This is a genomic window from Nocardioides sp. (genome assembly GCF_036503465.1).
In the GTDB taxonomy this organism is placed as follows: Bacteria; Actinomycetota; Actinomycetes; order Propionibacteriales; family Nocardioidaceae; genus Nocardioides.
In genome coordinates, this window is record NZ_DASXWU010000007.1 from 1 (window position 1) to 22,113 (window position 22,113).

Annotated in this window: 21 protein-coding genes and 1 pseudogene; 4 read left to right on the forward strand and 18 right to left on the reverse strand. The window is 69.3% G+C overall.

Annotated elements, in window-relative coordinates; all coding sequences use genetic code 11:
* From VGK78_RS00420 to VGK78_RS00435, 4 genes and pseudogenes are all read left to right on the forward strand, one after another.
* A pseudogene (locus VGK78_RS00420) lies at positions 1-540 on the forward strand (2-oxoglutarate ferredoxin oxidoreductase subunit alpha); the annotation flags it as partial.
* The gene (locus tag VGK78_RS00425; RefSeq protein ID WP_331525270.1) at positions 537-1,640 is read left to right on the forward strand and encodes a 2-oxoacid:ferredoxin oxidoreductase subunit beta; all 1,104 of its coding nucleotides are present in this window, start codon (positions 537-539) and stop codon (positions 1,638-1,640) included. The pseudogene VGK78_RS00420 and the gene VGK78_RS00425, both read left to right, overlap by 4 nt.
* 125 nt (positions 1,641-1,765) lie before the next feature.
* Complete coding sequence (gene rarD, locus VGK78_RS00430; RefSeq protein WP_331525271.1) at positions 1,766-2,689, forward strand: EamA family transporter RarD; 924 nt, start codon at positions 1,766-1,768, stop codon at positions 2,687-2,689.
* Between the two features lie 110 nt (positions 2,690-2,799).
* Positions 2,800-3,147, forward strand: coding sequence for a VOC family protein (locus VGK78_RS00435; RefSeq protein ID WP_331525272.1), 348 nt, complete (start codon positions 2,800-2,802; stop codon positions 3,145-3,147).
* A gap of 138 nt (positions 3,148-3,285) precedes the next feature.
* Here VGK78_RS00435 and VGK78_RS00440 read toward each other — a convergent pair whose 3' ends face one another.
* From VGK78_RS00440 to VGK78_RS00525, 18 genes are all read right to left on the reverse strand, one after another.
* Positions 3,286-4,302, reverse strand: a complete 1,017-nt coding sequence (locus tag VGK78_RS00440; protein ID WP_331525273.1) for a polyprenyl synthetase family protein — start codon at positions 4,300-4,302, stop codon at positions 3,286-3,288.
* Positions 4,299-5,903: an NADH-quinone oxidoreductase subunit NuoN gene (gene nuoN / locus VGK78_RS00445; protein ID WP_331525274.1), complete on the reverse strand. Its 1,605-nt coding sequence runs from the start codon at positions 5,901-5,903 to the stop codon at positions 4,299-4,301. Before nuoN ends, VGK78_RS00440 begins: the two co-directional genes overlap by 4 nt.
* Complete coding sequence (locus VGK78_RS00450; protein WP_331525275.1) at positions 5,900-7,477, reverse strand: NADH-quinone oxidoreductase subunit M; 1,578 nt, start codon at positions 7,475-7,477, stop codon at positions 5,900-5,902. Before VGK78_RS00450 ends, nuoN begins: the two co-directional genes overlap by 4 nt.
* Positions 7,474-9,414 carry an NADH-quinone oxidoreductase subunit L gene (gene nuoL / locus VGK78_RS00455; protein ID WP_331525276.1) on the reverse strand — a complete coding sequence of 647 codons (1,941 nt, stop codon included), beginning with the start codon at positions 9,412-9,414 and terminating at the stop codon, positions 7,474-7,476. The genes VGK78_RS00450 and nuoL overlap by 4 nt, the downstream gene beginning before the upstream one ends.
* Positions 9,415-9,467: 53 nt before the next feature.
* The gene (nuoK, locus tag VGK78_RS00460) at positions 9,468-9,761 is read right to left on the reverse strand and encodes an NADH-quinone oxidoreductase subunit NuoK (protein WP_331525277.1); all 294 of its coding nucleotides are present in this window, start codon (positions 9,759-9,761) and stop codon (positions 9,468-9,470) included.
* Positions 9,758-10,570, reverse strand: a complete 813-nt coding sequence (locus tag VGK78_RS00465) for an NADH-quinone oxidoreductase subunit J (RefSeq protein WP_331525278.1) — start codon at positions 10,568-10,570, stop codon at positions 9,758-9,760. The genes nuoK and VGK78_RS00465 overlap by 4 nt, the downstream gene beginning before the upstream one ends.
* A complete protein-coding gene (gene nuoI, locus VGK78_RS00470) occupies positions 10,567-11,145 on the reverse strand; it encodes an NADH-quinone oxidoreductase subunit NuoI (protein WP_331525279.1) in 579 nt (192 codons plus the stop codon). Before nuoI ends, VGK78_RS00465 begins: the two co-directional genes overlap by 4 nt.
* Positions 11,145-12,512 carry an NADH-quinone oxidoreductase subunit NuoH gene (nuoH, locus tag VGK78_RS00475; protein ID WP_331525296.1) on the reverse strand — a complete coding sequence of 456 codons (1,368 nt, stop codon included), beginning with the start codon at positions 12,510-12,512 and terminating at the stop codon, positions 11,145-11,147. Before nuoH ends, nuoI begins: the two co-directional genes overlap by 1 nt.
* 5 nt (positions 12,513-12,517) lie before the next feature.
* Positions 12,518-14,947, reverse strand: coding sequence for an NADH-quinone oxidoreductase subunit G (locus tag VGK78_RS00480; protein ID WP_331525280.1), 2,430 nt, complete (start codon positions 14,945-14,947; stop codon positions 12,518-12,520).
* On the reverse strand, positions 14,944-16,251 hold the full coding sequence (gene nuoF, locus VGK78_RS00485) for an NADH-quinone oxidoreductase subunit NuoF (protein WP_331525281.1): 1,308 nt from the start codon (positions 16,249-16,251) through the stop codon (positions 14,944-14,946). The genes VGK78_RS00480 and nuoF overlap by 4 nt, the downstream gene beginning before the upstream one ends.
* Positions 16,244-17,023, reverse strand: a complete 780-nt coding sequence (gene nuoE, locus VGK78_RS00490; RefSeq protein WP_331525282.1) for an NADH-quinone oxidoreductase subunit NuoE — start codon at positions 17,021-17,023, stop codon at positions 16,244-16,246. Before nuoE ends, nuoF begins: the two co-directional genes overlap by 8 nt.
* Complete coding sequence (locus VGK78_RS00495) at positions 17,020-18,360, reverse strand: NADH-quinone oxidoreductase subunit D (RefSeq protein WP_331525283.1); 1,341 nt, start codon at positions 18,358-18,360, stop codon at positions 17,020-17,022. Before VGK78_RS00495 ends, nuoE begins: the two co-directional genes overlap by 4 nt.
* A 135-nt stretch (positions 18,361-18,495) precedes the next feature.
* Positions 18,496-19,212, reverse strand: coding sequence for an NADH-quinone oxidoreductase subunit C (locus VGK78_RS00500; protein ID WP_331525284.1), 717 nt, complete (start codon positions 19,210-19,212; stop codon positions 18,496-18,498).
* Positions 19,209-19,763 carry an NADH-quinone oxidoreductase subunit B family protein gene (locus VGK78_RS00505; protein ID WP_331525285.1) on the reverse strand — a complete coding sequence of 185 codons (555 nt, stop codon included), beginning with the start codon at positions 19,761-19,763 and terminating at the stop codon, positions 19,209-19,211. The genes VGK78_RS00500 and VGK78_RS00505 overlap by 4 nt, the downstream gene beginning before the upstream one ends.
* A gap of 3 nt (positions 19,764-19,766) precedes the next feature.
* Positions 19,767-20,126, reverse strand: coding sequence for an NADH-quinone oxidoreductase subunit A (locus VGK78_RS00510; protein ID WP_331525286.1), 360 nt, complete (start codon positions 20,124-20,126; stop codon positions 19,767-19,769).
* Positions 20,127-20,350: 224 nt separating this feature from the next.
* Entirely contained in the window at positions 20,351-21,040 is a 690-nt protein-coding gene (locus tag VGK78_RS00515) for a demethylmenaquinone methyltransferase (RefSeq protein WP_331525287.1), read from the reverse strand.
* Between the two features lie 79 nt (positions 21,041-21,119).
* Complete coding sequence (locus VGK78_RS00520) at positions 21,120-21,509, reverse strand: HNH endonuclease signature motif containing protein (protein ID WP_331525288.1); 390 nt, start codon at positions 21,507-21,509, stop codon at positions 21,120-21,122.
* Positions 21,481-22,080, reverse strand: a complete 600-nt coding sequence (locus VGK78_RS00525) for a DUF222 domain-containing protein (protein WP_331525289.1) — start codon at positions 22,078-22,080, stop codon at positions 21,481-21,483. Before VGK78_RS00525 ends, VGK78_RS00520 begins: the two co-directional genes overlap by 29 nt.
* Positions 22,081-22,113: the final 33 nt, after the last annotated feature.

A 22,113-nucleotide genomic window follows, 5' to 3' on the forward strand; every position in this document is an offset into this window, starting at 1 on the left:
GGTCTCGAGCACCGGATCGGTGGCATCGAGAAAGCCGACGGGTCGGGCAACATCTCCTACGACCCGAGCAACCACGACACGATGGTCCGGCTACGGCAGGCAAAGATCGACGGCATCACGGCGACGATCCCGCCGCTGGAGGTTGACGACCCCGCCGGGGATGCGGAGCTGCTCGTTCTCGGTTGGGGATCGACCTACGGACCGATCGGCGCCGCAGTGCGCGACGTGCGCGAGGACGGCGGCAAGGTCGCTCAGGCGCATCTGCGGCACCTCAACCCGTTCCCCGCCAACACGGGCGAGGTCGTGAGCCGCTACCGGCGGGTGCTGATCCCCGAGATGAACCTGGGCCAGCTCGCGATGCTGGTCCGCGCGCGCTACCTGGTCGACGCGGTCGGCTACAACCACGTGCGGGGGCTGCCGCTGAAGGCGGCCGAGCTCGCCGAGGCGATCGGCAACCTCGTCGCCGACGCGGAGGGCATCGAGGTCGACCTCAGTGCGGCCGAGACCGTCCCCGCCACCACCGGAGGAGACGAGACATGAGCACCGACCTGGGGCTCCCCGTCGTACGCAGCGGTATCGAGCTGGTCCCCACCCTCGAGGCGGGTGACCCGGCGCTGACCGGGAAGGACTTCACCAGCGACCAGGAGGTCCGCTGGTGCCCGGGGTGCGGCGACTACGCCGTGCTCAAGGCCGTCCAGGGCTTCCTGCCCGACCTCGGCCTGCGTCGCGAGAACATCGTGTTCGTCTCGGGGATCGGCTGCTCGTCGCGGTTCCCCTACTACCTCGAGACCTACGGGATGCACTCGATCCACGGGCGCGCGCCGTCGATCGCGACCGGGATCGCCACGTCTCGCGACGACCTCTCGGTGTGGGTCGTGACCGGCGACGGGGACGCGCTGTCGATCGGGGGAAACCACCTGATCCACGCGCTGCGGCGGAACGTGAACATGACGATCCTGCTCTTCAACAACCGGATCTACGGCCTGACCAAGGGTCAGTACTCCCCCACCTCCGAAGAGGGCAAGATCACCAAGTCGACCCCGATGGGCTCGCTGGACCACCCGTTCAACCCGGTCTCGCTGGCGCTCGGCGCGGAGGCGACGTTCGTTGCTCGCACCATCGACTCCGACCGCAAGCACCTCACCTCGGTCCTGTCGGCAGCCGCCGAGCACCGCGGGACGTCGTTCGTGGAGATCTACCAGAACTGCCCGATCTTCAACGACGGTGCGTTCGACGCCGTGAAGTCACCGGTGACGCGCGACGAGGCGATCATCCCGCTCGTGCACGGTGAGCCGATCCGGTTCGGCACCGACGGCTCCCGCGGGCTGATCCGCGACACCGCGACCGGCGGGGTCAGGATCGTCGAGGTGGGCGACGCCCCCGACCAGGCCACGCCGGACGACCTGCTGGTCCACGACGCCCACAGCGCCGACGCCACCACGGCGTTCGCGATCTCGCGGCTCACCGATGCCGGGCGCCTCCACCAGGCACCGATCGGGATTTTCCGGCAGGTCACCCGTCCGACGTACGACGACCTCGCCCGGGAGCAGATCGCGCAGGCCGCCGCCAGCGTCAGCGGCGCCCCGTCCGACCGCCTCGTCACCCTGATCGGCAGCGGCGACACCTGGACCGTCGCCTGACGAGGACGGGCGGCGAATTCCCCGCCTGAGCGGGGAGTTCTGCACTTGGTGGCCCGGATTTCCCCCTACACGTGGGGACTTCCCCGCCTGAGCGGGGAAGTCGCTCGAAGAAAGGAAGGCGCTGCGTGGCCCGGCTCGAGATCACGGAGTCCCGCCGTGGCTTCCTGCTGGGGGTCGCGGCGTACGCGATGTGGGGCCTGTTCCCGCTCTACTGGCCGCTGCTCGAACCCGCGGGTGCGATCGAGATCCTCGCGCACCGGATCGTCTGGTCACTGGTGACGATGAGCGTGCTGGTGGTCGTCGTCGGCCGAACCGCGACGTTCCGGAGAGTGGTGGCCGACCGCCGGGTGGCGCTCCTGCTGGCACTCGCCGCCGTCCTGATCACCGTCAACTGGGCGACGTACATCTGGGGGGTCAACAACGGCCACGTGGTCGAGACCGCCCTGGGGTACTTCATCAACCCGCTGGTGACGGTCCTGATGGGCGTGGTGATCCTCGGCGAGCGGTTGCGCCGATGGCAGTGGGTGGCGATGTGCGTCGCCGGTCTGGCCGTGGTCGTGCTCACCGTCGACTACGGGCGGCTGCCCTGGGTCGCGCTGATCCTGGCGTTCTCCTTCGGCAGCTACGGCCTCTGCAAGAAGCAGGCGGGCGCGCCGGCCGTCGAGAGCATCACCTTCGAGACGATGGTGATCGGCCCGATCGCGCTGGCGTACGTCGTGTGGCTGAGCGTGCACGGCGAGTCGAACTTCGCCAGCCACGGGCCGTGGCACGCCGTGCTGTTCGTGACCACGGGCATCGTGACCGCGGTCCCGCTGATCTGCTTCGGAGCCGCGGCGATCCGGGTCCCGATGGTGACGCTCGGACTGTTGCAGTACCTCACCCCCGTCCTCCAGTTCCTGCTGGGAGTCCTGTACTTCCACGAGGACATGCCAGCCGGGCGGTGGATCGGGTTCGGCCTGGTGTGGGTGGCGCTGGTGATCTTCACCGTCGACTCCCTGCGCCATCGCCGGCGTACCCTCCGGGCCGCCCCCGAGGTCGCCGCGGTCTGAGCGGCCTCCTCCTTGTAACGCCCTGTTATCAGCAGGGCCGCCCCTGCACCACGGCGCCCGAGTGCGGCTAACAGGGCGTTACAAGCGACGGATCTGGCTAGGGTCGGCGGATGACGGTCGACCTGTTCGCGGGGATCTCGGTCAGCGACATCGAGTCTGCCCGCGCGTGGTACGAGCGGTTCTGGGGCTGCGAGCCGGCGTTCCTGCCCAACGACGTGGAGGCGGTCTGGGAGGTCGGCGAGCACCGGTACGTCTACGTCGAGGTCCGCCCCGACCAGGCCGGGCACTCGCGGTGCACCCTGTTCGTCGACGACCTGGAGGGTTGGGTCGACCCGATCGTGGCACGTGGCATCGAGCCCGAGGTGCGCGAGACCTACGACAACGGCGTCCGGCACGTCACCTTCCGGGATCCGGACGGGAACGAGATCAGTCTGGGAGCCGCGCCCCTCGGGGCGTGAACTTCTGCCGGGTCAGTGTCGTACGACGTGACGCTTCCGCCGGGTCAGGCCGCCGGCGAGCAAGCTCGCTCCGGCGCTCGCTCCGGCCGTTCCGCGCCGGCTCCGCCGGCCCGGAAACGTCCTCGCTCGGGTCAGCGTTCACGTGGTGCGGGTGGCGACGAGGTCGGCGAAGTTCTCCAGCGCCTCGCGGACGGGACCGTGGGGCAGTGCCGCGAGCAGCGACTTCGCCTCCTGGGCGCGGGAGACGACGTAGTCGCGCGCCTGGCGCATCGCTGGATGGCTGCGGAGCAGCGCGAGCGCCTCGGCGTGGAGGTCGTCGTCGCTGAGGTCGGAGTCGAGCAGCTGGAGGAGGCGGGCGTCCTCGGGGCGGCTCGAGACCTTCGCCATCAGCACCGGCAGGGTCGGAACGCCCTCGCGCAGGTCGGTGCCCGGCGTCTTGCCGGACACCACGGAGTCGGACGCGACGTCGAGGATGTCGTCGGAGAGCTGGAACGCCGTCCCCACCATGTCGCCGTACGACGCCAGCGCCTCCTCGATCTCCGGGGTGGCGCCACCGAAGCGCGCGCCGTACCTCGCCGATGTCGCGATCAGTGACCCCGTCTTGCCGGCCACGACGTCGAGGTAGTGCTCGAGCGGGTCGTCGTCGGCGCCGGGTTTCACCGTTTCCTGGATCTGCCCCTCGACCAGCCGGGTGAACGTCCGCGCCTGGATGCGTACGGCGTCCGCTCCGAGCTCGGCGGTCAGCTCCGACGACTTCGAGAACAGGAAGTCGCCGGTGAGGATCGCGACGTGGTTGTCCCAGCGAGCATTGGCCGACTCGGCGCCGCGTCGCAGCGCCGCCTCGTCCATCACGTCGTCGTGGTAGAGCGACGCTAGGTGGGTCAGCTCGACCACGCAGGCAGCGGTGACGACCTCGTCCGTGTCGGGGTGAGAGCCCGTCTCGGCCGCGAGCAGCACCAGCAGCGGGCGGAACCGCTTGCCGCCCGCCTCCATCAGGTGGCTCGCGGCGTCGGTCACGAACGGCGCTCGGCTGCGGATGTGGCCGGCCAGCGCGCGCTCGACCACCTTCATCCGCTCCGCGAGACGGGCGGAGAGCGCCTCATCGGCCACCGGCATCGCCAGGAGGTCGCCCGACGACGGTGCGGCTGGGTTCACCTGATGAATTCTCCCGCAGTCCGGGCCAGATCGAGAACCGGTCCGGGTACGACGCCCAGCGCGATGGTCGCGGCCGCCGAGATACCGATCGCGGTCGCCGACAGGATCGAGGGGTGCGCGACGTACGCGCTGTCGGGCTCCGGCTCGTGGAAGTACATCACCACGATCACCCGGACGTAGAAGAAAGCAGCCGCGGCACTCGCGATCACGGCCACGATCACGATCGGCCAGGCCCCCGCGGCGAGCGCCACCTCGAACACCGCCCACTTGCCGGTGAAGCCCGACGTGAGCGGGATGCCCGCCATGCCGAGCAGGAACAGCGCGAACACGCCGGCCACGACCGGCGAGTGCTTGCCGAGACCGGCCCAGCGGGTGATCAGCGACTGCTCGCCGGCGGAGTCGCGGACCAGTCCGGTGACCGCGAAGGCGCCCAGGGTGGTCAGGCCGTAGGTGACCAGGTAGAACATCACCGCCTGCAGCGAGGTGATCTGTCCCGGATGGATCTCGTTCGCGCCCTGCAGTCCCAGGACGCCGGTGAGCAGGAAGCCGGTGTGCGCGACGGACGAGTAGGCGAGCATCCGCTTCATGTCGGACTGCACGAGCGCGAGCACGGTGCCGACGACCATGGTGAGGATCGAGATCACCCACAGCATGGGCTGCCAGGTCCACCGGGCGTCGCCGAACGCGACGTAGAACAGGCGGAGCAGAGCACCGAACGCCGCGGCCTTCGTCGCCGCGGCCATGAAGGCCGTCACCGCGGTGGGCGCCCCCTGGTAGACGTCGGGCATCCAGGCCTGGAAGGGTGCGGCGCCGACCTTGAACAGCAGACCGACGGTGAGCATGCCCATGCCGATCACCAGCAGGGTCTGGTTGCCGGCGTTGTTCTTGACCGCCTCGTTGATGGCACCGAAGTCCATCGAGCCGGCGTAGCCGTAGACGAGGGCGACGCCGTACAGGAAGAAGCCGGAGGAGAACGCGCCGAGCAGGAAGTACTTCATCGCGGCTTCCTGGCTGAGCAGACGCCGCCGGCGGGCGAGCCCGCACAGCAGGTACAGGGGCAGTGAGAGCACCTCGAGCGCGACGAACATCGTCAGCAGGTCACCGGACGCCGGGAAGAGCATCATCCCGCCCACGGCGAACAGCAGCAGCGGGTAGACCTCGGTGTGGTCGAGTCCCTGCGCCTGGCGCTCCGACTCGGTGCCGGGTAGGGCAGCGGCCTGTCCGGCGAACGCCGAGACGCCGCCCTCGACGTGCCGCTCGGCGAAGAGCAGGACACCGCCGAGACCGAAGACCAGGACCAGGCCCCACATGAACATCGTCGGGCCGTCGAGCGCGATCGTGCCCTCGGAGCCGAACAGGCCACGGGCGGTGCCGTCACCGAGCGGGGTCAGGCCGTGGGCGACGAATCCGACACCGACCAGGGCGACGGCCATCGCGACCAACGTCGTGCCGAACTGGGCGAGGTAGCGCCACTGGCGCGGTAGGAACGCCTCGATCAGCACGCCGAGGCAGGCGGCGCCGAAGATCACCAGGATCGGCCACAGCGAGCCGTAGGCGATGTGGGGCTTGACGAAGGTGTCGCCGGCGGCGAGCGCGGTCACTGCTGTCCTCCCTGGGCGGGCGCGACGGCCACTGTCGGGGCCGGGTCGTGCACGCCGACGTGCTGGAGCGTGTCGTCGACGAACGGGTTGATCACGTTGAGCAGCGGCATCGGGAAGAAGCCGAACACGATCAACGCCAGGAACAGCGGCGCGAGAGCTCCGACCTCACGTCGATCGAGATCGCGCACCTGCTCGGCCCGGGCCCCGACCAGCTGAGGCCCGGTCATCGTGCGCTGGTACATCTGCAGGATGTACCAGGCGGTGATCACGATCGCGGTGACCGCGATCGCGCCCGTCCACCAGTGGTGCTGGAACGCCGCGATGATCACCAGGATCTCGGAGACGAACGGCGAGAGCCCGGGCAGGCTGAGAGCCGCCAGCCCGAAGACGAGGAACAGCCCGCCGAGCACGGGGGCCGCCTTCTCGACACCGCCCATCTCACGGATCGACGCGGTGCCGCGTCGCCGGATCAGGTAGCCCGCGACCAGGAACAGGGCCGCGGTGGCGAGGCCGTGGTTGACCATGTAGAGCACGGCACCGGACCCGCCCTGGCTGGTGAGCACGAAGATGCCGAGCACGATGAAGCCGAAGTGGCTCACCGACATGTATCCGAACAGCCGCAGCATGTCGTCCTGGCCGAGCGCCACCAGCGCGCCGTACACGATCGAGATCAGGGCGAGCGTGATCACCACGGGGGTGGCCCACTGCGAGCCGTCGGGAAGCAGCCCGAGGCAGAAGCGGAGCATCCCGTAGGCCCCGATCTTGTCGAGGATGCAGACCAGCAGCACGCTCGTGCCGGTGGTCGCCTGCTCGGTGGTGTCCGGCAGCCAGGTATGCACCGGGAACAGCGGGGCCTTGACCGCGAAGGCGATGAAGAAGCCGACGAACAGCCACTTCTGCGTCGTGGGGTCGATGGTGATGCCCTGCAGGTCGCTGAACAGGTACGACGGGGTGCCGCGCCCGGCGGACACGACGTACAGGCCGATCACCGCCGCCAGCATCACGAGCCCGCCGGCGAGCTGGTAGATCAGGAACTTGACGGCGGCCTTGCGGCGCAGGTTGCCGCCGAACCCGCCGACCAGGAAGTACGCCGGGATCAAGGTCGCCTCGAAGACGACGTAGAAGAGGAACACGTCGGTGGCCGCGAACACCGCGATGGACAGGGCCTCGAGTGCCAGCGCCCACGCGAAGAACGCCTTGGTGTGCCGGGTGGCGGAGGCCTCGTCGTCGAACCGGAGCGTGGCGCCCGGGTCTGCGTCGTTCCAGCCGGCCCCGATCACGATCGGCACCAGCAGCACGGTCAGCAGCACCATCAGCAGCCCGAGCCCGTCGACGCCGAGGGCGTAGTGGGCGCCGAACGCCTGGATCCACGTGTGGTCCTCGGTGAACTGGAACCCGCCGTGCAGGTCGTAGCCGAAGCACATGACCACGGCGAGCGCCAGCGTCACCAGCGAGGTGCCGAGGGCGACCTGCTTGGGCAGCACCAGCCGGTGCCCGGCCGGCAGGGCGGCCGTCAGCACGGCACCGACGAGCGGGACGACGATCAGGATCGTCAGCCAGGGGAAGTCGTTCATCGCAGGTTCACCGCCAGGAGGGCCACGACGACGAGCACGGCGCCGGCGAGCAGGGACAGGGCGTACGAGCGGACGAAGCCGGTCTGGGCGAGCCGGACGACCGAGCCGGTGCCGCCGACCCCGAGGGCGGTGCCCTCGACTACGCCGTCGACGCCGTGCCGGTCGAACAGGGTCAGGCCGGTGACCAGCTGACCGCCGGGGCGGACGACCAGGCCCTCGTTGATCTCGTTGCCGTAGAGCTCCGCGCGAGCGGCCCGGGTCACGAACGACACGTCCTGAGGGGCCTCGCGCGGGACCTCCTGCCGCTGGAAGACGTACCAGGCGACGGCGACGCCGATGGCCACGACGACCACCACGATCAGCGAGCTCACGACCGCGGGCAGAGCCGGGTTGGCCTCGAGCGAGTGTCCGGTCACCGGCTCCAGGAAGTCGGCGATCCAGTTGCCGATCAGCATCACACCGCCGAGCACCGACAGCGCGGCGAGCACGATCAGCGGGACCGTCATCACCTGTGGTGACTCGTGCGGATGGACGCTCTCCGACCAGCGCTTCCGGCTGAAGAACGTCATCAGCATCAGCCGGGTCATGTAGAAGCCGGTGATGCCCGCCCCGAGGATCGCCAGCGCACCGACGAACCAGTTCTGGGTGAGCGCGACCTCGATGATCTTGTCCTTGGACCAGAATCCGGAGAAGCCCGGGAAACCGATGATCGCGAGATAGCCCATCGCGAAGGTCAGGAACGTGACCGGCATGGCCCGGGCCAACGCGCCGTAGTGCCGCATGTCGACGTCGTCGTCCATGCCGTGCATCACCGAGCCGGCGCCGAGGAACATGTTGGCCTTGAAGAAGCCGTGGGTGAGCAGGTGGAAGATCGCGAAGGGGTAGCCGGCGACGCCGAGCCCGGCGCCGAGCATCATGTAGCCGATCTGGCTCATCGTCGAGCCGGCGAGCACCTTCTTGATGTCGTCCTTCCCGCAGCCGATGATCGCGCCCCACAGCAGGGTGACCGTGGCCACGACCATCACGGCCGTCCGGGCGTGCGGCGCGTAGTCGAAGACGAAGTTCGACCGGACCACGAGGTAGACACCCGCGGTCACCATGGTCGCCGCGTGGATCAGGGCCGAGACGGGCGTCGGGCCCTCCATCGCGTCGAGCAGCCAGGACTGGAGCGGCACCTGGGCGGACTTCCCGCAGGCGGCGAGCAGCAGGAGCAGCCCGAGCGCGGTCATCGTGCCCTCGGACGCCTTGCCGGCGTTCGCGGAGATGGTCGTGAAGTCGGTGGTGCCGAACGTCGCGAAGAACAGACCGACGCCCAGCGAGAGCCCGATGTCGCCGACCCGGTTGAGGATGAACGCCTTCTTGGCGGCCGCGGCGGCGGAGTGCTTGTACTGCCAGAAGCCGATCAGCAGGTACGACGCGAGGCCGACGCCCTCCCAGCCGAGGAAGACGCCGAGGTAGTTGGCCGACATGACCAGCGTCAGCATCGCGGCGATGAAGAGGTTGAGGTAGCCGAAGAACCGCCGGCGTCGCTCGTCGTGCTCCATGTAGCCGATCGAGTAGATGTGGATCAGCGACCCGACCCCGGTGATCAGCAGCATGAACAGCGCGGACAGTGGGTCGTAGAGCAGGTCGGCGCCGACGTGGAGGCCGCCCGCGTCGAACCACGTGTAGACGTGCTGGCCCACCTGGCGGTCGTCGGCGGCGCGTCCGAGCAGGGCGAAGAACATCACCAGGCTCAGCACGAACGACAGCACCGGCAACGCCGCCCCGATCAAGTGGCCGTTCCGGTCCAGCCGTCCCTTGGCCAGGGGCGCGCCGACCAGCAGGATCGCAGCCCCCAGCAGGGGCAGCGCGATCACCAGCCAGAGCAGGGAGAACACCCCGTCGGCCGACCCCGGGTGCACGATCGGGGCGGCACCCTCGGCGAGAACGAACATCGAGTCAGTCTCCTGTTATCTGCCCTGTTGTTGCCTGTGGCGCGGTCGTCTGCTCAGTACTTCAGCAGGCTGGCGTCGTCGACCGAGGCCGAGCGGCGGGTGCGGAAGATCGTCATGATGATCGCCAGGCCGACCACGACCTCGGCGGCGGCGACGACCATCACGAAGAAGGCGGTGATCTGGCCGTCGAGGTTGCCGTGCTGCTTGGCGAACGCGACCAGCGCGAGGTTGGAGGCGTTGAGCATCAGCTCGACGCACATGAACACCACGATCGCGTTGCGCCGCGTGAGCACCCCGACGCAGCCGATCGTGAACAGGATCGACGAGAGAACCACATAGGGAGTCATGTCGCGGGGGCCTCCTCCTCGGTGGTGGCCGGGGCGGACGCGTCGCGTCCGGCGTGCGGTGCCTGGCCCAGCTGCTTCTCGATCTCGGTGATGTCGTCAGCCATGGTCGGTGCGGACCGGACGGTGCCGCGCGCGGCCAGGACCCGGGACACCGACGACTCGGATGCCGTGCCGTCGGGCAGCAGAGCCGGTGTGTCGACCGCGTTGTGGCGGGCGAAGACGCCGGGGGTCGGCAGGTTGCCCGGGTGCTTGCCGCTGGCGGCGTAGTCCTGCATCCGCTGTGCGGCCAGGTCGGCTTGGGTCGGCTTCGGCACGAGGCGCTCGCGGTGTGCCAGCACCATCGCGCCCAGCGCCGCGGTGATCAGCAGGGCGCTGGTCACCTCGAAGGCGAAGACGTAGCGGCTGAACAGGATGTCGGCCAGGGCCGAGACGTTGCCGTTGGCGTTCGCGTCGTCGAGCCCCACGACGGCGCCGAGGCTCATCTGGGAGAGGCCCACGACCAGCACGACGCCGAGCAGGAGTCCGCCCAGGATCGCCAGGAACCGCTGGCCCTTGATCGTCTCGACGACCGAGTCGGAGGCGTCGACACCGACCAGCATCAGGACGAACAGGAACAGCATCAGGATGGCGCCGGTGTAGACGATGATCTGCACGGCGAACAGGAACGGCGCCTGCAGGGTCAGGTACAGCACGGCCAGGCTGATCATCACGACGGCCAGCAGCAGGGCGGCGTGCACGGCCTTGCGCACGAACAGGATGCCCAGCGCGGCGAGCACCATGATCGGGGCCAGGATCCAGAAGGTGATCACGACGTCGCCTCCTGGCTCGTGTCACGCGCGGGTGTCTTGAACGCGCCGCGGTAGTAGTCGCCCTCGTCGTCGCCCAGGCGCATCGGGTGGGGCGGCTGCTCCATCCCCGGCAGCAGCGGCGCGAGGAGGTCCTGCTTCTCGTAGATCAGGTCGGCGCGGTTGTCGTCGGCCAGCTCGTACTCGTTGGTCATCGTCAGCGCGCGGGTCGGGCAGGCCTCGATGCACAGGCCGCACAGGATGCACCGCAGGTAGTTGATCTGGTAGACGCGGCCGTACCGCTCACCAGGACTGAAGCGCTCCCCGTCCGGTCCGTCGGTGTTGGAGGCGCCCTCGACGTAGATGGCGTCGGCCGGGCAGGCCCAGGCGCACAGCTCGCAGCCGATGCACTTCTCCAGACCGTCGGGCCAGCGGTTGAGCTGGTGCCGGCCGTGGAACCGGGGTGCGGTCGGCTGCTTCTCGAACGGGTACTGCTCGGTGACGACCTTCTTGAACATGGTCCGGAAGGTCACCCCGAACCCGGCGACCGGATCCCAGAGCTGTTCCTTGAGGGTCTTGCCCTCTTGCTGGGAGCTCATCAGTCGTGGTCCTCCTCGACGTCTCCCGCCGTGTCGGCGTCGGTCCTGACGGGCTCGGCCGGCATCGCGGTGACCGTGCGTCCCTGGGCGAAGACGATCGGCGCGGCCGCGCCGCGCACCGCGCCACCGGCCGGCATCGAGGGCACGGGGTACCCACCGGCGTACCCCTGCGGGGTCGCCTCGGGCTCGCGCTCCTGCGACGGCTCGGCCTGCTGCTCGCCGAAGAAGAACACCCCGAGGAACAGGACGACGGCGACGCCCAACCCGATCAGGAGGTACTTGCGGTCGACGCCACCGTCCAGGGACGCCGTGCGGATCGCGGCCACGGCGACGATCCAGAACAGCGAGAACGGGATCAGCCGCTTCCAGCCGAACGCCATGAACTGGTCGTAGCGCATCCGGGGGAGGGTGCCGCGCAGCCAGATGAAGATGAAGATGAAGAACAGGACCTTGCCCATGAACCACAGGAACGGCCAGTAGCCCTCGTTGGCGCCGGCCCAGACGTGGTCGATCCAGAACGGCACGTGCCAACCGCCGAGGAACAGCGTGGTCGCGAGGGCCGAGACAGTCGCCATGTTGATGTACTCGGCCAGGAAGAACAGCGCGAACTTCAGGCTGGAGTACTCGGTGTGGAACCCGCCGACCAGCTCGCCCTCGGCCTCGGGGAGGTCGAACGGCGCGCGGTTGGTCTCACCGACCATCGAGATCGTGTAGATCACGAACGACGGCAGCAGGATCAGCCCGAACCACCACTTGTCCTGAGCCGCGACGATCTGGCTGGTCGACAGCGAGCCGGCGTACAGGAAGACCGCGACCAGGGCCAGACCCATCGCGATCTCGTAGGAGATCATCTGCGCGCTCGAGCGCAGCGCGCCGAGCAGGGAGTACGTCGAGCCGCTGGACCAGCCGCCGAGCACGATGCCGTAGATGCCGATCGAGGCGACCGCGAGCACGAACAGCACGGCCACCGGCATGTCGGTGAGCTGGAGCGGTGTGTGCCGGTCGCTCCAGGGGACCTTCACGACCGGACCGAACGGGATGACGGCGAAGGCCACGAACGCCGGGATCGTCGCGACCACCGGGGCGAGGATGAAGACCACCTTGTCGGCGGCCTTCGGGAGGAGGTCCTCCTTGAGCGCCAGCTTCACGCCGTCTGCCAGGCTCTGCAGGAGGCCGAACGGGCCGTGCACGTTGGGGCCGATGCGGTGCTGCATCCGGGCCACGACGCGACGCTCGAACCAGATGTTGAACAGCGTCAGCAGCACCAGGATCACGAAGATCAGCACGGCCTTGATCAGGACCAGCCACCAGGGGTCCTGGCCGAACTGGTCGAGCCCGGGGGCGCCGGCGCTCGGCGAGAGGTCCATGACGGTCACTGGTCGGCTCCCTTCAGGCGCACGCCGGACCCCGGCGAGGCCAGGTCGGCCAGCACACCGTTGCCGGTGGAGTTCGCGGGCACCCAGACCACGTCGTCGGCCAGGTCGTCGGCCACCTCGACCGGGAGGGTCACCGACCCGCGGTCGCCCTCGAGGGTGACCATGCCACCGAGAGCCGCAGCAGCACCGGGCGAGAGGCGACAGACCGGCGTACGGGCCGTGGCGCGGAGGTACTTCTCGCCGTCCTGCATCGAGCCGTTGTCGAGCATCAGCTTCCAGGTCGCCAGGGTGACCTGACCCTCCTCGGGACGCCGGATCGGGGCCTCGGCGGGGCTCTCGGGAAGTCGTGCGCGGTCGCCGTCCCACGGCCCCATCTCGACCATCCGGGCGTGAGCCTCGGCCGAGGTGCGGAAGCCGAGCGGCCGGCCGAGCTCCTCGGCGATGCCGGCGAGGACGCGCGCGTCGGGCAGTGCGTTCGGGTTGACGAAGACCGCCTGGAACTCTCGCGCCCGACCCTCCCAGGTGACGAAGGTGCCCGGCTTGTCCGTGACGGGGGCGACTGGGAACACGACGTCCGCGACCCGGGTCACGTCGGTCTCGCGTTGCTCGAGGGCGACCACGAAGGCGGCGGTCTCGAGCGCGGCACGGAACGCTGCCGGGTCGGCCGTGTCGTCGGGGTCGACGCCACCGACCACCAGGCCTCGGAGCTGGCCGGTCGCCGCCGCAGCGACGATCGCGTCGGCGTCGCGACCCGGCCGGTCGGGCAGGCCGGCGACACCCCATGCGGTCGCGGCGTCCACGCGGGCCGCGGGGTCGGTCACCGGACGGCCACCCGGCAGGAGGTTGGGCAGGCAGCCCGTCTCGATCGCACCACGGTCGCCGGCTCGACGCGGCACCCAGGCCAGCTTGGCGCCGGTCGTGCGGGCCAGGTGCGCGACGGCGGTCAGTGCGCCCGGCACGGTCGCCATCCGCTCGCCCACCAGGATCACGCCGGCGCTGTCGAGCTCGACGTCCTGGCGGTGGGCCAGCCCCGACACGACCTCCGCCTCGGTGCCGGGCTTGGCGGCGATCAGGGTGCCGCCCATCTTGCGCAGCCCGTTGGTGGCGAACGGCGCGACGGACCAGATGCGCGTACGGCGCTGGAGGTTGGCCTTGCGCAGCCGGAGGAAGATCGTCCCGGCCTCCTCCTCCGGCTCGAGCCCGACGAGGAGCACGGAGTTGGCGGCCTCGAGATCGGCGTACGTCGCGCCGCCGTTGTCGTCGGTGCGGAGCACCACCTCGGCGGCGAGGAAGTCGGCCTCCTCCTGCGACAACGGCCGTGACCGGAAGTCGACGTCGTTGGTGCCCAGCGCCACCCGCGCGAACGTGCTGTAGGCGTAGGCGTCCTCAGCGGTGAGGCGACCACCCGGGAGCACGCCGACCACTCCGGCCTGGTCAAGTCCGCGCGCCGCCACGGCGAACGCCTCGGGCCACGACGCCGGCCGCAGCTCACCGCGTTGTCCCGGGCCTGCCGAAGGGTCCTCGCGGATCTGCGGGTAGCTCAGGCGGTCGTCGGTGGCGAGGTAGCCGAAGGCGAAGCGGTCCTTGTCGGTGATCCACTCCTCGTTGACCTCGGGGTCGTTGCCGGACAACCGGCGCATGACCCGGTTGCGCCGGTGGTCGACCCGGATCGCAGCGCCGCAGGCGTCGTGCTCGGCGATCGACGGCGTCGAGACCAGGTCGAACGGGCGGGAGCGGAATCGGTAGTCGGCGCTGGTCAGCGCACCGACCGGGCAGATCTGGATGGTGTTGCCCGAGTAGTAGGACTCGAACGGCTCCTTCTCGTAGATGCCGACCTGCTGCAGCGCACCACGCTCGACCATCGCGATGAACGGGTCGCCGGCGATCTGCTCGGAGAACCGGGTGCAGCGGGCACACAGGACGCAGCGCTCGCGGTCGAGCAGCACCTGCGCGGAGATGTTGATCGGCTTGGGGAACGTCCGCTTGATCCCGCCGCTGGCGGAGAAGCGGGACTCCCCGCGGCCGTTGGACATCGCCTGGTTCTGCAGGGGGCACTCGCCGCCCTTGTCGCAGACCGGGCAGTCGAGCGGGTGGTTGATCAGCAGGAACTCCATGATCCCCTGCTGCGCCTTGTCGGCGACCGCGCTCGTGGCCTGGGTGTTGACCACCATGCCCTCCGCGACCGGGATGGTGCACGAGGCCTGCGGCTTGGGCATCGGCCGACCGTTGCCGGCGTCGGGTACGTCGACCAGGCACTGGCGGCAGGCACCGACCGGCTCGAGGAGCGGGTGGTCGCAGAACCGCGGGATCTGGACGCCCACCTGCTCGGCGGCGCGGATGATCAGAGTGCCGGCGGGGACGCTGACCTGGACGCCGTCGATGGTCAGCGTGACCAGGTCGGCCTTCTCGACCTCGGAGGTCGTCATCGTGCCGCCTCCATGGCGAAGAGAGTGGAGGCGACCGGGTCGAAGGGGCAGCCGCCGTTCGTGAGGTGCTGGAGGTACTCGTCGCGGAAGTACTCGATCGAGCTGGTGATCGGGCTGGTGGCGCCGTCACCCAGCGCGCAGAAGGCGCGGCCGAGGATGTTGTCGCACTGGTCGAGGAGGACGTCGAGGTCCTCCTCCTTGCCGGTGCCGTTCTCCAGCTTGGTCAGCACCTGCACCAGCCAGTAGGTGCCCTCGCGGCACGGCGTGCACTTGCCGCAGGACTCGTGCTTGTAGAACTCGGTCCACCGCAGCACGGCGCGCACGACACACGTGGTCTCGTCGAAGATCTGCAGCGCACGGGTGCCGAGCATCGACCCGGCTCCGCTGACGGCCTCGAAGTCGAGGGGTACGTCGAGGTGCTCGGCGGTCAGGATCGGCGTCGAGGACCCGCCGGGCGTCCAGAACTTCAGCTCGTGCCCTTGCCGCACCCCTCCCGCCAGGTCGATCAGCGTGCGGAGGGTGATGCCGAGCGGCGCCTCGTACTGCCCGGGCCTCGCGACGTGGCCCGAGAGGCTGAAGATGCCGAAGCCCTTGGACTTCTCGGTGCCCATCGACGCGAACCACTCCGCGCCGTTGCCGACGATGCTCGGCACGGACGCGATGGACTCGACGTTGTTGATCACCGTGGGGCTCGCGTAGAGCCCGGCGACGGCCGGGAAAGGGGGCCGCAGCCGCGGCTGGCCGCGCCGTCCCTCGAGCCCCTCGAGGAGGGCGGTCTCCTCGCCGCAGATGTAGGCGCCCGCACCGGCGTGGACGACCACGTCGAGGTCGTAGCCGGAGCCGTGGATGTTCCGGCCCAGGTGCCCTGCGGCGTACGCCTCGGCGACCGCGGCCTGCACCCGCCGGATCACGTGGACGACCTCGCCCCGGATGTAGATGAACGCGGTGTTGGCGCGGATGGCGAAGCTGCTGATGATCACGCCCTCCACGAGCGTGTGCGGCGTGGCCATCATCAGCGGGATGTCCTTGCAGGTGCCCGGCTCGGACTCGTCCGCGTTGACCACGAGGTACTTCGGGTTCGGGTTGTCCTGCGGGATGAAGCCCCACTTCATGCCGGTCGGGAACCCCGCGCCGCCACGTCCGCGCAGACCGGAGTCCTTGACCGCGGCGATGATCTCGTCGGGCGCCATCGCGAGCGCCTTGCGCAGGGCTCGGTAGCCGCCGTTGCGCTCGTACGTCGCCAGCTTCCAGCTCTGCTCGTCGGCCCAGTCGGAGGTGAGGACCGGGGTGAGGGTGTCAGCCATCCTGGTGGCCCTCCTCCTGCTTCGTCTCCGTCTCGGCGCGGCTCGTGTCTGCCTGCTCGGCGGCCTCGACCGGGGTGTCGGCGGTGCTGCCCGTGGCGCGCTCGTCGCCTCCGGACGGTGCGGTCCAGCCGTTCTCGCGCGCGATCTCGAGGCCGACCAGCGACGCCGGGCCGGCCCCGGGGCCCTCGTCGACCAGGTCGTCCGGGAACCCGGCGAGCACCCGCTCGATCTCACGCCACGCGGCGATCCGCGGACCCCGCGTCGACCGGACCGGCTTGCCATCACGGAGGTCGTCGACCAGCTGGGTGGCCGACTGCGGCGTCATGTTGTCCATGAACTCCCAGTTGACCATCATCACCGGCGCGTAGTCGCAGGCGGCGTTGCACTCGACGTGCTCGAGGGTGATCTTGCCGTCCTCGGTGGTCTCGTCGTTGCCTACGTCGAGGTGCTCCTTGAGCCGCTCGAAGATCGCGTCGCCGCCCATCACGGCGCACAGCGTGTTGGTGCAGACGCCGACGTGGTAGTCGCCGACCGGCCGACGCTTGTACATCGTGTAGAACGTCGCGACCCCGCTGACGTCGGCCTCGCTGAGGCCGAGGATGTCGGCGCACGCCTCGATGCCCTCGGGCGTGACCCGGCCCTGGACCGACTGCACGAGGTGGAGCATCGGCAGCAGGCCCGAACGAGGCTCGGGGTAGCGCGCCGCGATCTCGCGGAGCTCGGCGTGAGTGGCGTCGCTGAGGCCGCCGTCTGCCGTCGAGAGCTCGGTCATCGGTCGACGCCCCCCATCACGGGATCGATGCTGGCGATCGCCACGATCACGTCGGCGACCATGCCGCCCTCGCTCATCACGCTGGTGGCCTGGAGATTGGTGAAGGACGGGTCGCGGAAGTGAGCCCGGAACGGCCGCGTCCCGCCGTCGGAGACGACGTGGGCGCCGAGCTCGCCGCGCGGTGACTCGATCGGCACGTAGGCCTGCCCCGCCGGCACGCGGAACCCCTCGGTGACCAGCTTGAAGTGGTGGATCAGGGCCTCCATCGACTCACCCATGATGTGACGGATGTGGTCGAGGCTGTTGCCCATGCCGTCGCTGCCGATCGCGAGCTGGCTGGGCCAGGCGATCTTCTTGTCCCCGACCATCACCGGTGCGCCCTCGAGCTTGGCCAACCGGTCGGCGGCCTGCTCGACGATGCGCAGCGACTCCCACATCTCGGCCAGCCGCACCCGGAAGCGACCGTAGGAGTCGCTGGTGTCCCAGGTCTGGACGTCGAAGTCGTAGGTCTCGTAGCCCGAGTACGGCTGGGTCTTGCGGAGGTCCCACGGGTAGCCGGTCGACCGCAGGATCGGACCGGTCAGCCCGAGTGCCATGCAGCCCGCCAGGTCGAGGTGCCCGACGCCCTCCAAGCGACCCTTGAAGATCGGGTTGGCGTTGCAGAGGTCGGCGTACTCCGGGAGGCGCTTCTTCATCAGCTTGACGAAGCTGCGGATCTCGTCGAGCGCGCCTGGCGGCAGGTCCTGGGCCACGCCGCCCGGGCGGATGAACGCGTGGTTCATCCGGAGACCGGTGATCAGCTCGAACAGGTCGAGCACCAGCTCGCGCTCACGGAAGCCGATCGTCATCACGGTCAGCGCACCGATCTCCATGCCCCCGGTCGCGATCGCCACCAGGTGGGAGGAGATGCGGTTGAGCTCCATCAGGAGCACGCGCATGACCTGGGCCTTCTCCGGCACCCCGTCCTCGCCGTCCTCGATGCCGAGCAGCCGCTCGACGCCGAGCACGTAGGTCATCTCGTTGAAGAACGGCGCCAGGTAGTCCATCCGGGTGCAGAACGTGACGCCCTGCACCCAGGAGCGGTACTCCATGTTCTTCTCGATGCCGGTGTGCAGGTAGCCGACGCCGCACCGGGCCTCGGTCACCGTCTCGCCCTCGAGCTCGAGGATCAGCCGGAGCACACCGTGGGTCGACGGGTGCTGCGGCCCCATGTTGACGACGATGCGCTCCTCGACGTCGTCGAGGCCCTGGGTGATGGAGTCCCAGTCCTGACCGGTGACGGTGAAGACCTTGCCCTCGGCGGTGTCGGCAGATCCGGCGTAGACGTCACTCGTCATGAGTAGCTCCTTCGCTGGTCCGGCGGGGGATCGTGCCGCCCTTGTACTCGACCGGGATGCCACCCAACGGCAGAGCGTCCTTGCGCCGCGCAACGACTGCGCGCGAAGCGCGCACCTGTGATTCGAACGAGGTCATCAGCTGTAGCTCCTGCGCTGGTCGGGCGGTGGGATCGTGCCGCCCTTGTACTCGACCGGGATGCCACCCAACGGGTAGTCCTTGCGCTGCGGGAAGCCGGGCCAGTCGTCCGGCATCAGGATGCGGGTGAGGGCCGGGTGTCCGTCGAACACGATCCCGAACATGTCGTAGGTCTCGCGCTCGTGCCAGTCGTTGGTCGGGTAGATGCTGACGATGCTGGGGATGTGGGGATCAGCGTCGGGGACGCTCACCTCCAGCCGGACCCGTCGGTTGTAGGTCATCGACAGCAGGTGGTAGACGGCGTGCAGCTCCCGACCGGTGTCGCCGGGGTAGTGGACGCCGCTGACGCCCGAGCAGAGCTCGAACCGCAGTCCCTCGTCGTCGCGGAACATCTGGGCCACGAACGGCAGGTCGTCGCGGCGGACGTGGAAGGTGATCTCACCGTGGTCGATGACGACCTTCTCGACGGCCGCCATCAGGCCGGTGGACTTCAGCCGGGCCTCGAGCGCGTCGGCGACCTCGTCGTACCAGCCGCCGTAGGGACGCTGGCTCGCGCCGGGGAAGATCGTCTGCTTGACCAGCCCGCCGTACCCGCTGGTGTCGCCGGAGCCGGAGACGCCGAACATGCCGTGCCGCGTGCCCATGCTCTCCACGGAGCCGGGCTGCGCGGGGACACGCGCGTCGTGGGACGGGTCCTGGGTGTTGCCCTGAGTCACCGCATGAGGCCCTTCATCTGCGAGGTCGGCGCGGCGGCCAGGGCGGCGGTCTCGCGCGCCTCGACGGCCTTGCGCGCGTGGGGGCCGAGTGGCTTGTGCTTCACCTGGTCGTGGAGCTTGAGGATCGCGTCGATCAGCATCTCGGGGCGCGGCGGGCAGCCGGGGAGGTACATGTCGACGGGTACGACGTGGTCGACGCCCTGCACCACGGCGTAGTTGTTGAACATGCCGCCGCTGCTGGCGCAGACACCCATCGCGAGCACCCACTTGGGATCGGGCATCTGGTCGTAGATCTGGCGTAGCACCGGAGCCATCTTCTGGCTGACCCGGCCGGCGACGATCATCAGGTCGGCCTGTCGGGGGCTGGCCCGGAAGACCTCCATGCCGAAGCGTGCCAGGTCGTACTTGGGGCCGCCGGTCGTCATCATCTCGATGGCGCAGCAGGCCAGGCCGAACGTCGCGGGCCAGAAGCTGGCCTTGCGCATGTAGCCGGCGACGCCCTCGACGGTCGTCAGCAGGACGCCGCTGGGGAGCTTCTCTTCAAGACCCATGTGTCAGTCCCAATCAAGTCCGCCGCGGCGCCATACGTAGGCATAGGCGACGAACACGGTGGCGATGAACAACACCATCTCGACCAGGCCGAAGGACTTGAGGGCGTCGAAGTGCACGGCCCAGGGGTAGAGGAAGACGATCTCGATGTCGAAGACGATGAACATCATCGCGATGATGAAGTACTTGACCGGGAAGCGGCCGCCGCCGACCGGCTGCGGCGTGGGCTCGATGCCGCACTCGTAGGAGTCGAGCTTGGCCCGGTTGTAGCGCCGGGGTCCGACCCCGGCCGACATGATCACCGAGAAGATCGCGAAAGCCGCCGCGATCGCCGCCAGTACCAGGACGGGCGTGTAGAGCTCCATCCAGATTTCCTTCCCCTGCTGCGGTGTCCGTCCGTGACCTGCGTCCCGAGATTGTGGCTTTGTGAACGCCTTCACGAACCGGCCGTCGGCCAGTCTAGGACTCAGCCCTGGGGTGTGCATCTTCGGGTCCCGCGACCCGGAAACGGCCTCTCACCTGGGCATTTAGCGAATGCAGATGTAGCGAAAATAGTCACTGCGTTCATTCGCAGTTCGGCACCGATCCGTCAGGCGGTGGCGCGATGGAGGGCGACGATGCCGCCGGAGAGGTTGCGCCACTCCGGCCGCTGCCACCCCGCCTCGGCGATCAGGTCGGCCAACGCCCGCTGGTCCGGCCAGGCCCGGATCGACTCCGCCAGGTAGACATAGGCGTCGGGGCTCGACGAGACGGTGCGGGCGATCGGCGGGAGGGCCTTCATCAGGTACTCGACGTACACGGTGCGGAACGGCGCCCAGGTCGGGTGGCTGAACTCGCAGACGACGAGCCGGCCGCCCGGTCGCGTCACCCGACGCATCTCGCGAAGACCGGCCAGCGGCTCGACGATGTTGCGCAACCCGAACGAGATCGTCACGGCATCGAAGGCGTCGTCGGCGAAGGGCAGCTTCGTGCCGTCACCGGCGGTGAAGGGGAGGTGCAGCCGATGCTGCTTCCCGACCCGCAGCATCCCGAGCGAGAAGTCACAGGGAACGACGGTCGCGCCGGCGTCGGCGAACGGCTGACTCGAGGTGCCCGTGCCGGCCGCGAGGTCCAGCACGAGCTCATCGCGCCGCGGTGCCACGGCATCGAAGACCTCCCGGCGCCAGCGCCGGTCCTGACCGAGGGACAGCACGTCGTTGGTCACGTCGTAGCGTTTCGCGACGGCGTCGAACATCCGCCGTACGTCGTTCGGCTGCTTGTCCAGGTCTGCCCGCGCCACGTGCCGCAGCCTAGGGCGCAGACATGTGCATCGACTGTGTCGGGCTTGTGAACCGGTCGAATGGAACCGCCACCTGGCTTCATTCTCGTCGGGGTCGATATCGGATCCAGGTGCTTTCGACACCGGGTTTCGGTGGGGGTTTGAATTCGGGTTTGTGATCCTGCGGGTTGAGGCGCACTTGCCAGGGTGAGTCGTGGATGACCCGGTGATGGTGGCCGCAGAGGAGCACGAGGTTTTCGAGTTTGGTTTCGCCGCCGAGGATCCAGTGCCGGATGTGGTGGGCGTGACACATCAACGGCGGCCGATCACAGCCGGGGAACGCACAGTGCCGGTCCCGGATGACCAGGGCGGCCCAGATCGCGACGGTGACCAGCCGCCGGGCCCGGCCCACATCCAGGGGCTCACCGCGGCTGCCGAGGACGGCGGGGATGATCTCGGCGTCACAGGCCAACCGCCGGATGGCGGCCACGGACAGGTCGGTGCCGTCCCCGCTCACCCCGGACACGCCGACCCCGATTCCGACTGTGCCCGGCCACCGCGGTGTCGGCGAGACCGTTCTTCAGCGTGTCGAGGTCGATGGTGACCATCAGCCGGGCCGGGGCGCCGTGCGAGGCCGGTGGGAGGTCGGTGTCCAGGGCGTGCTGAGCGGTCTGGATCAGGGCGTCCCAGAGTCGGGCGCCGTGGTCACGCGGGTCGTGCACCAGGCTCCCGTCTCGGTCGTCGACCGCGGGAGCCGGTGCCGTGAGTGGCAACAACGCGGCTTTGAGGAGGGCGCCGTCCTCGGCGCAGCCGCGGCCTTTGACCCGGACCCCGCCGGCACCGTCCGGAGCGATCGAGAGGTACCTGTCGAGGTCGGCACTGCGCTCCTCACGCGCGAGTTGTTTCTCGAGCTTGCGGTCCTCGCCGTCGGGGTCGACCACGTGCACCAGATGCCGGCCCACCCGGGCCAGGTCGCAGACATCCAGACACCCCGCCTGCCCCAGCACCGCAGCCGGACCGGTCGCACCGGGCTGGCGGGGGGAGAGTTCCGAGATCGACATGGGACAAGCACATCAGGCACCACCGACACTCAC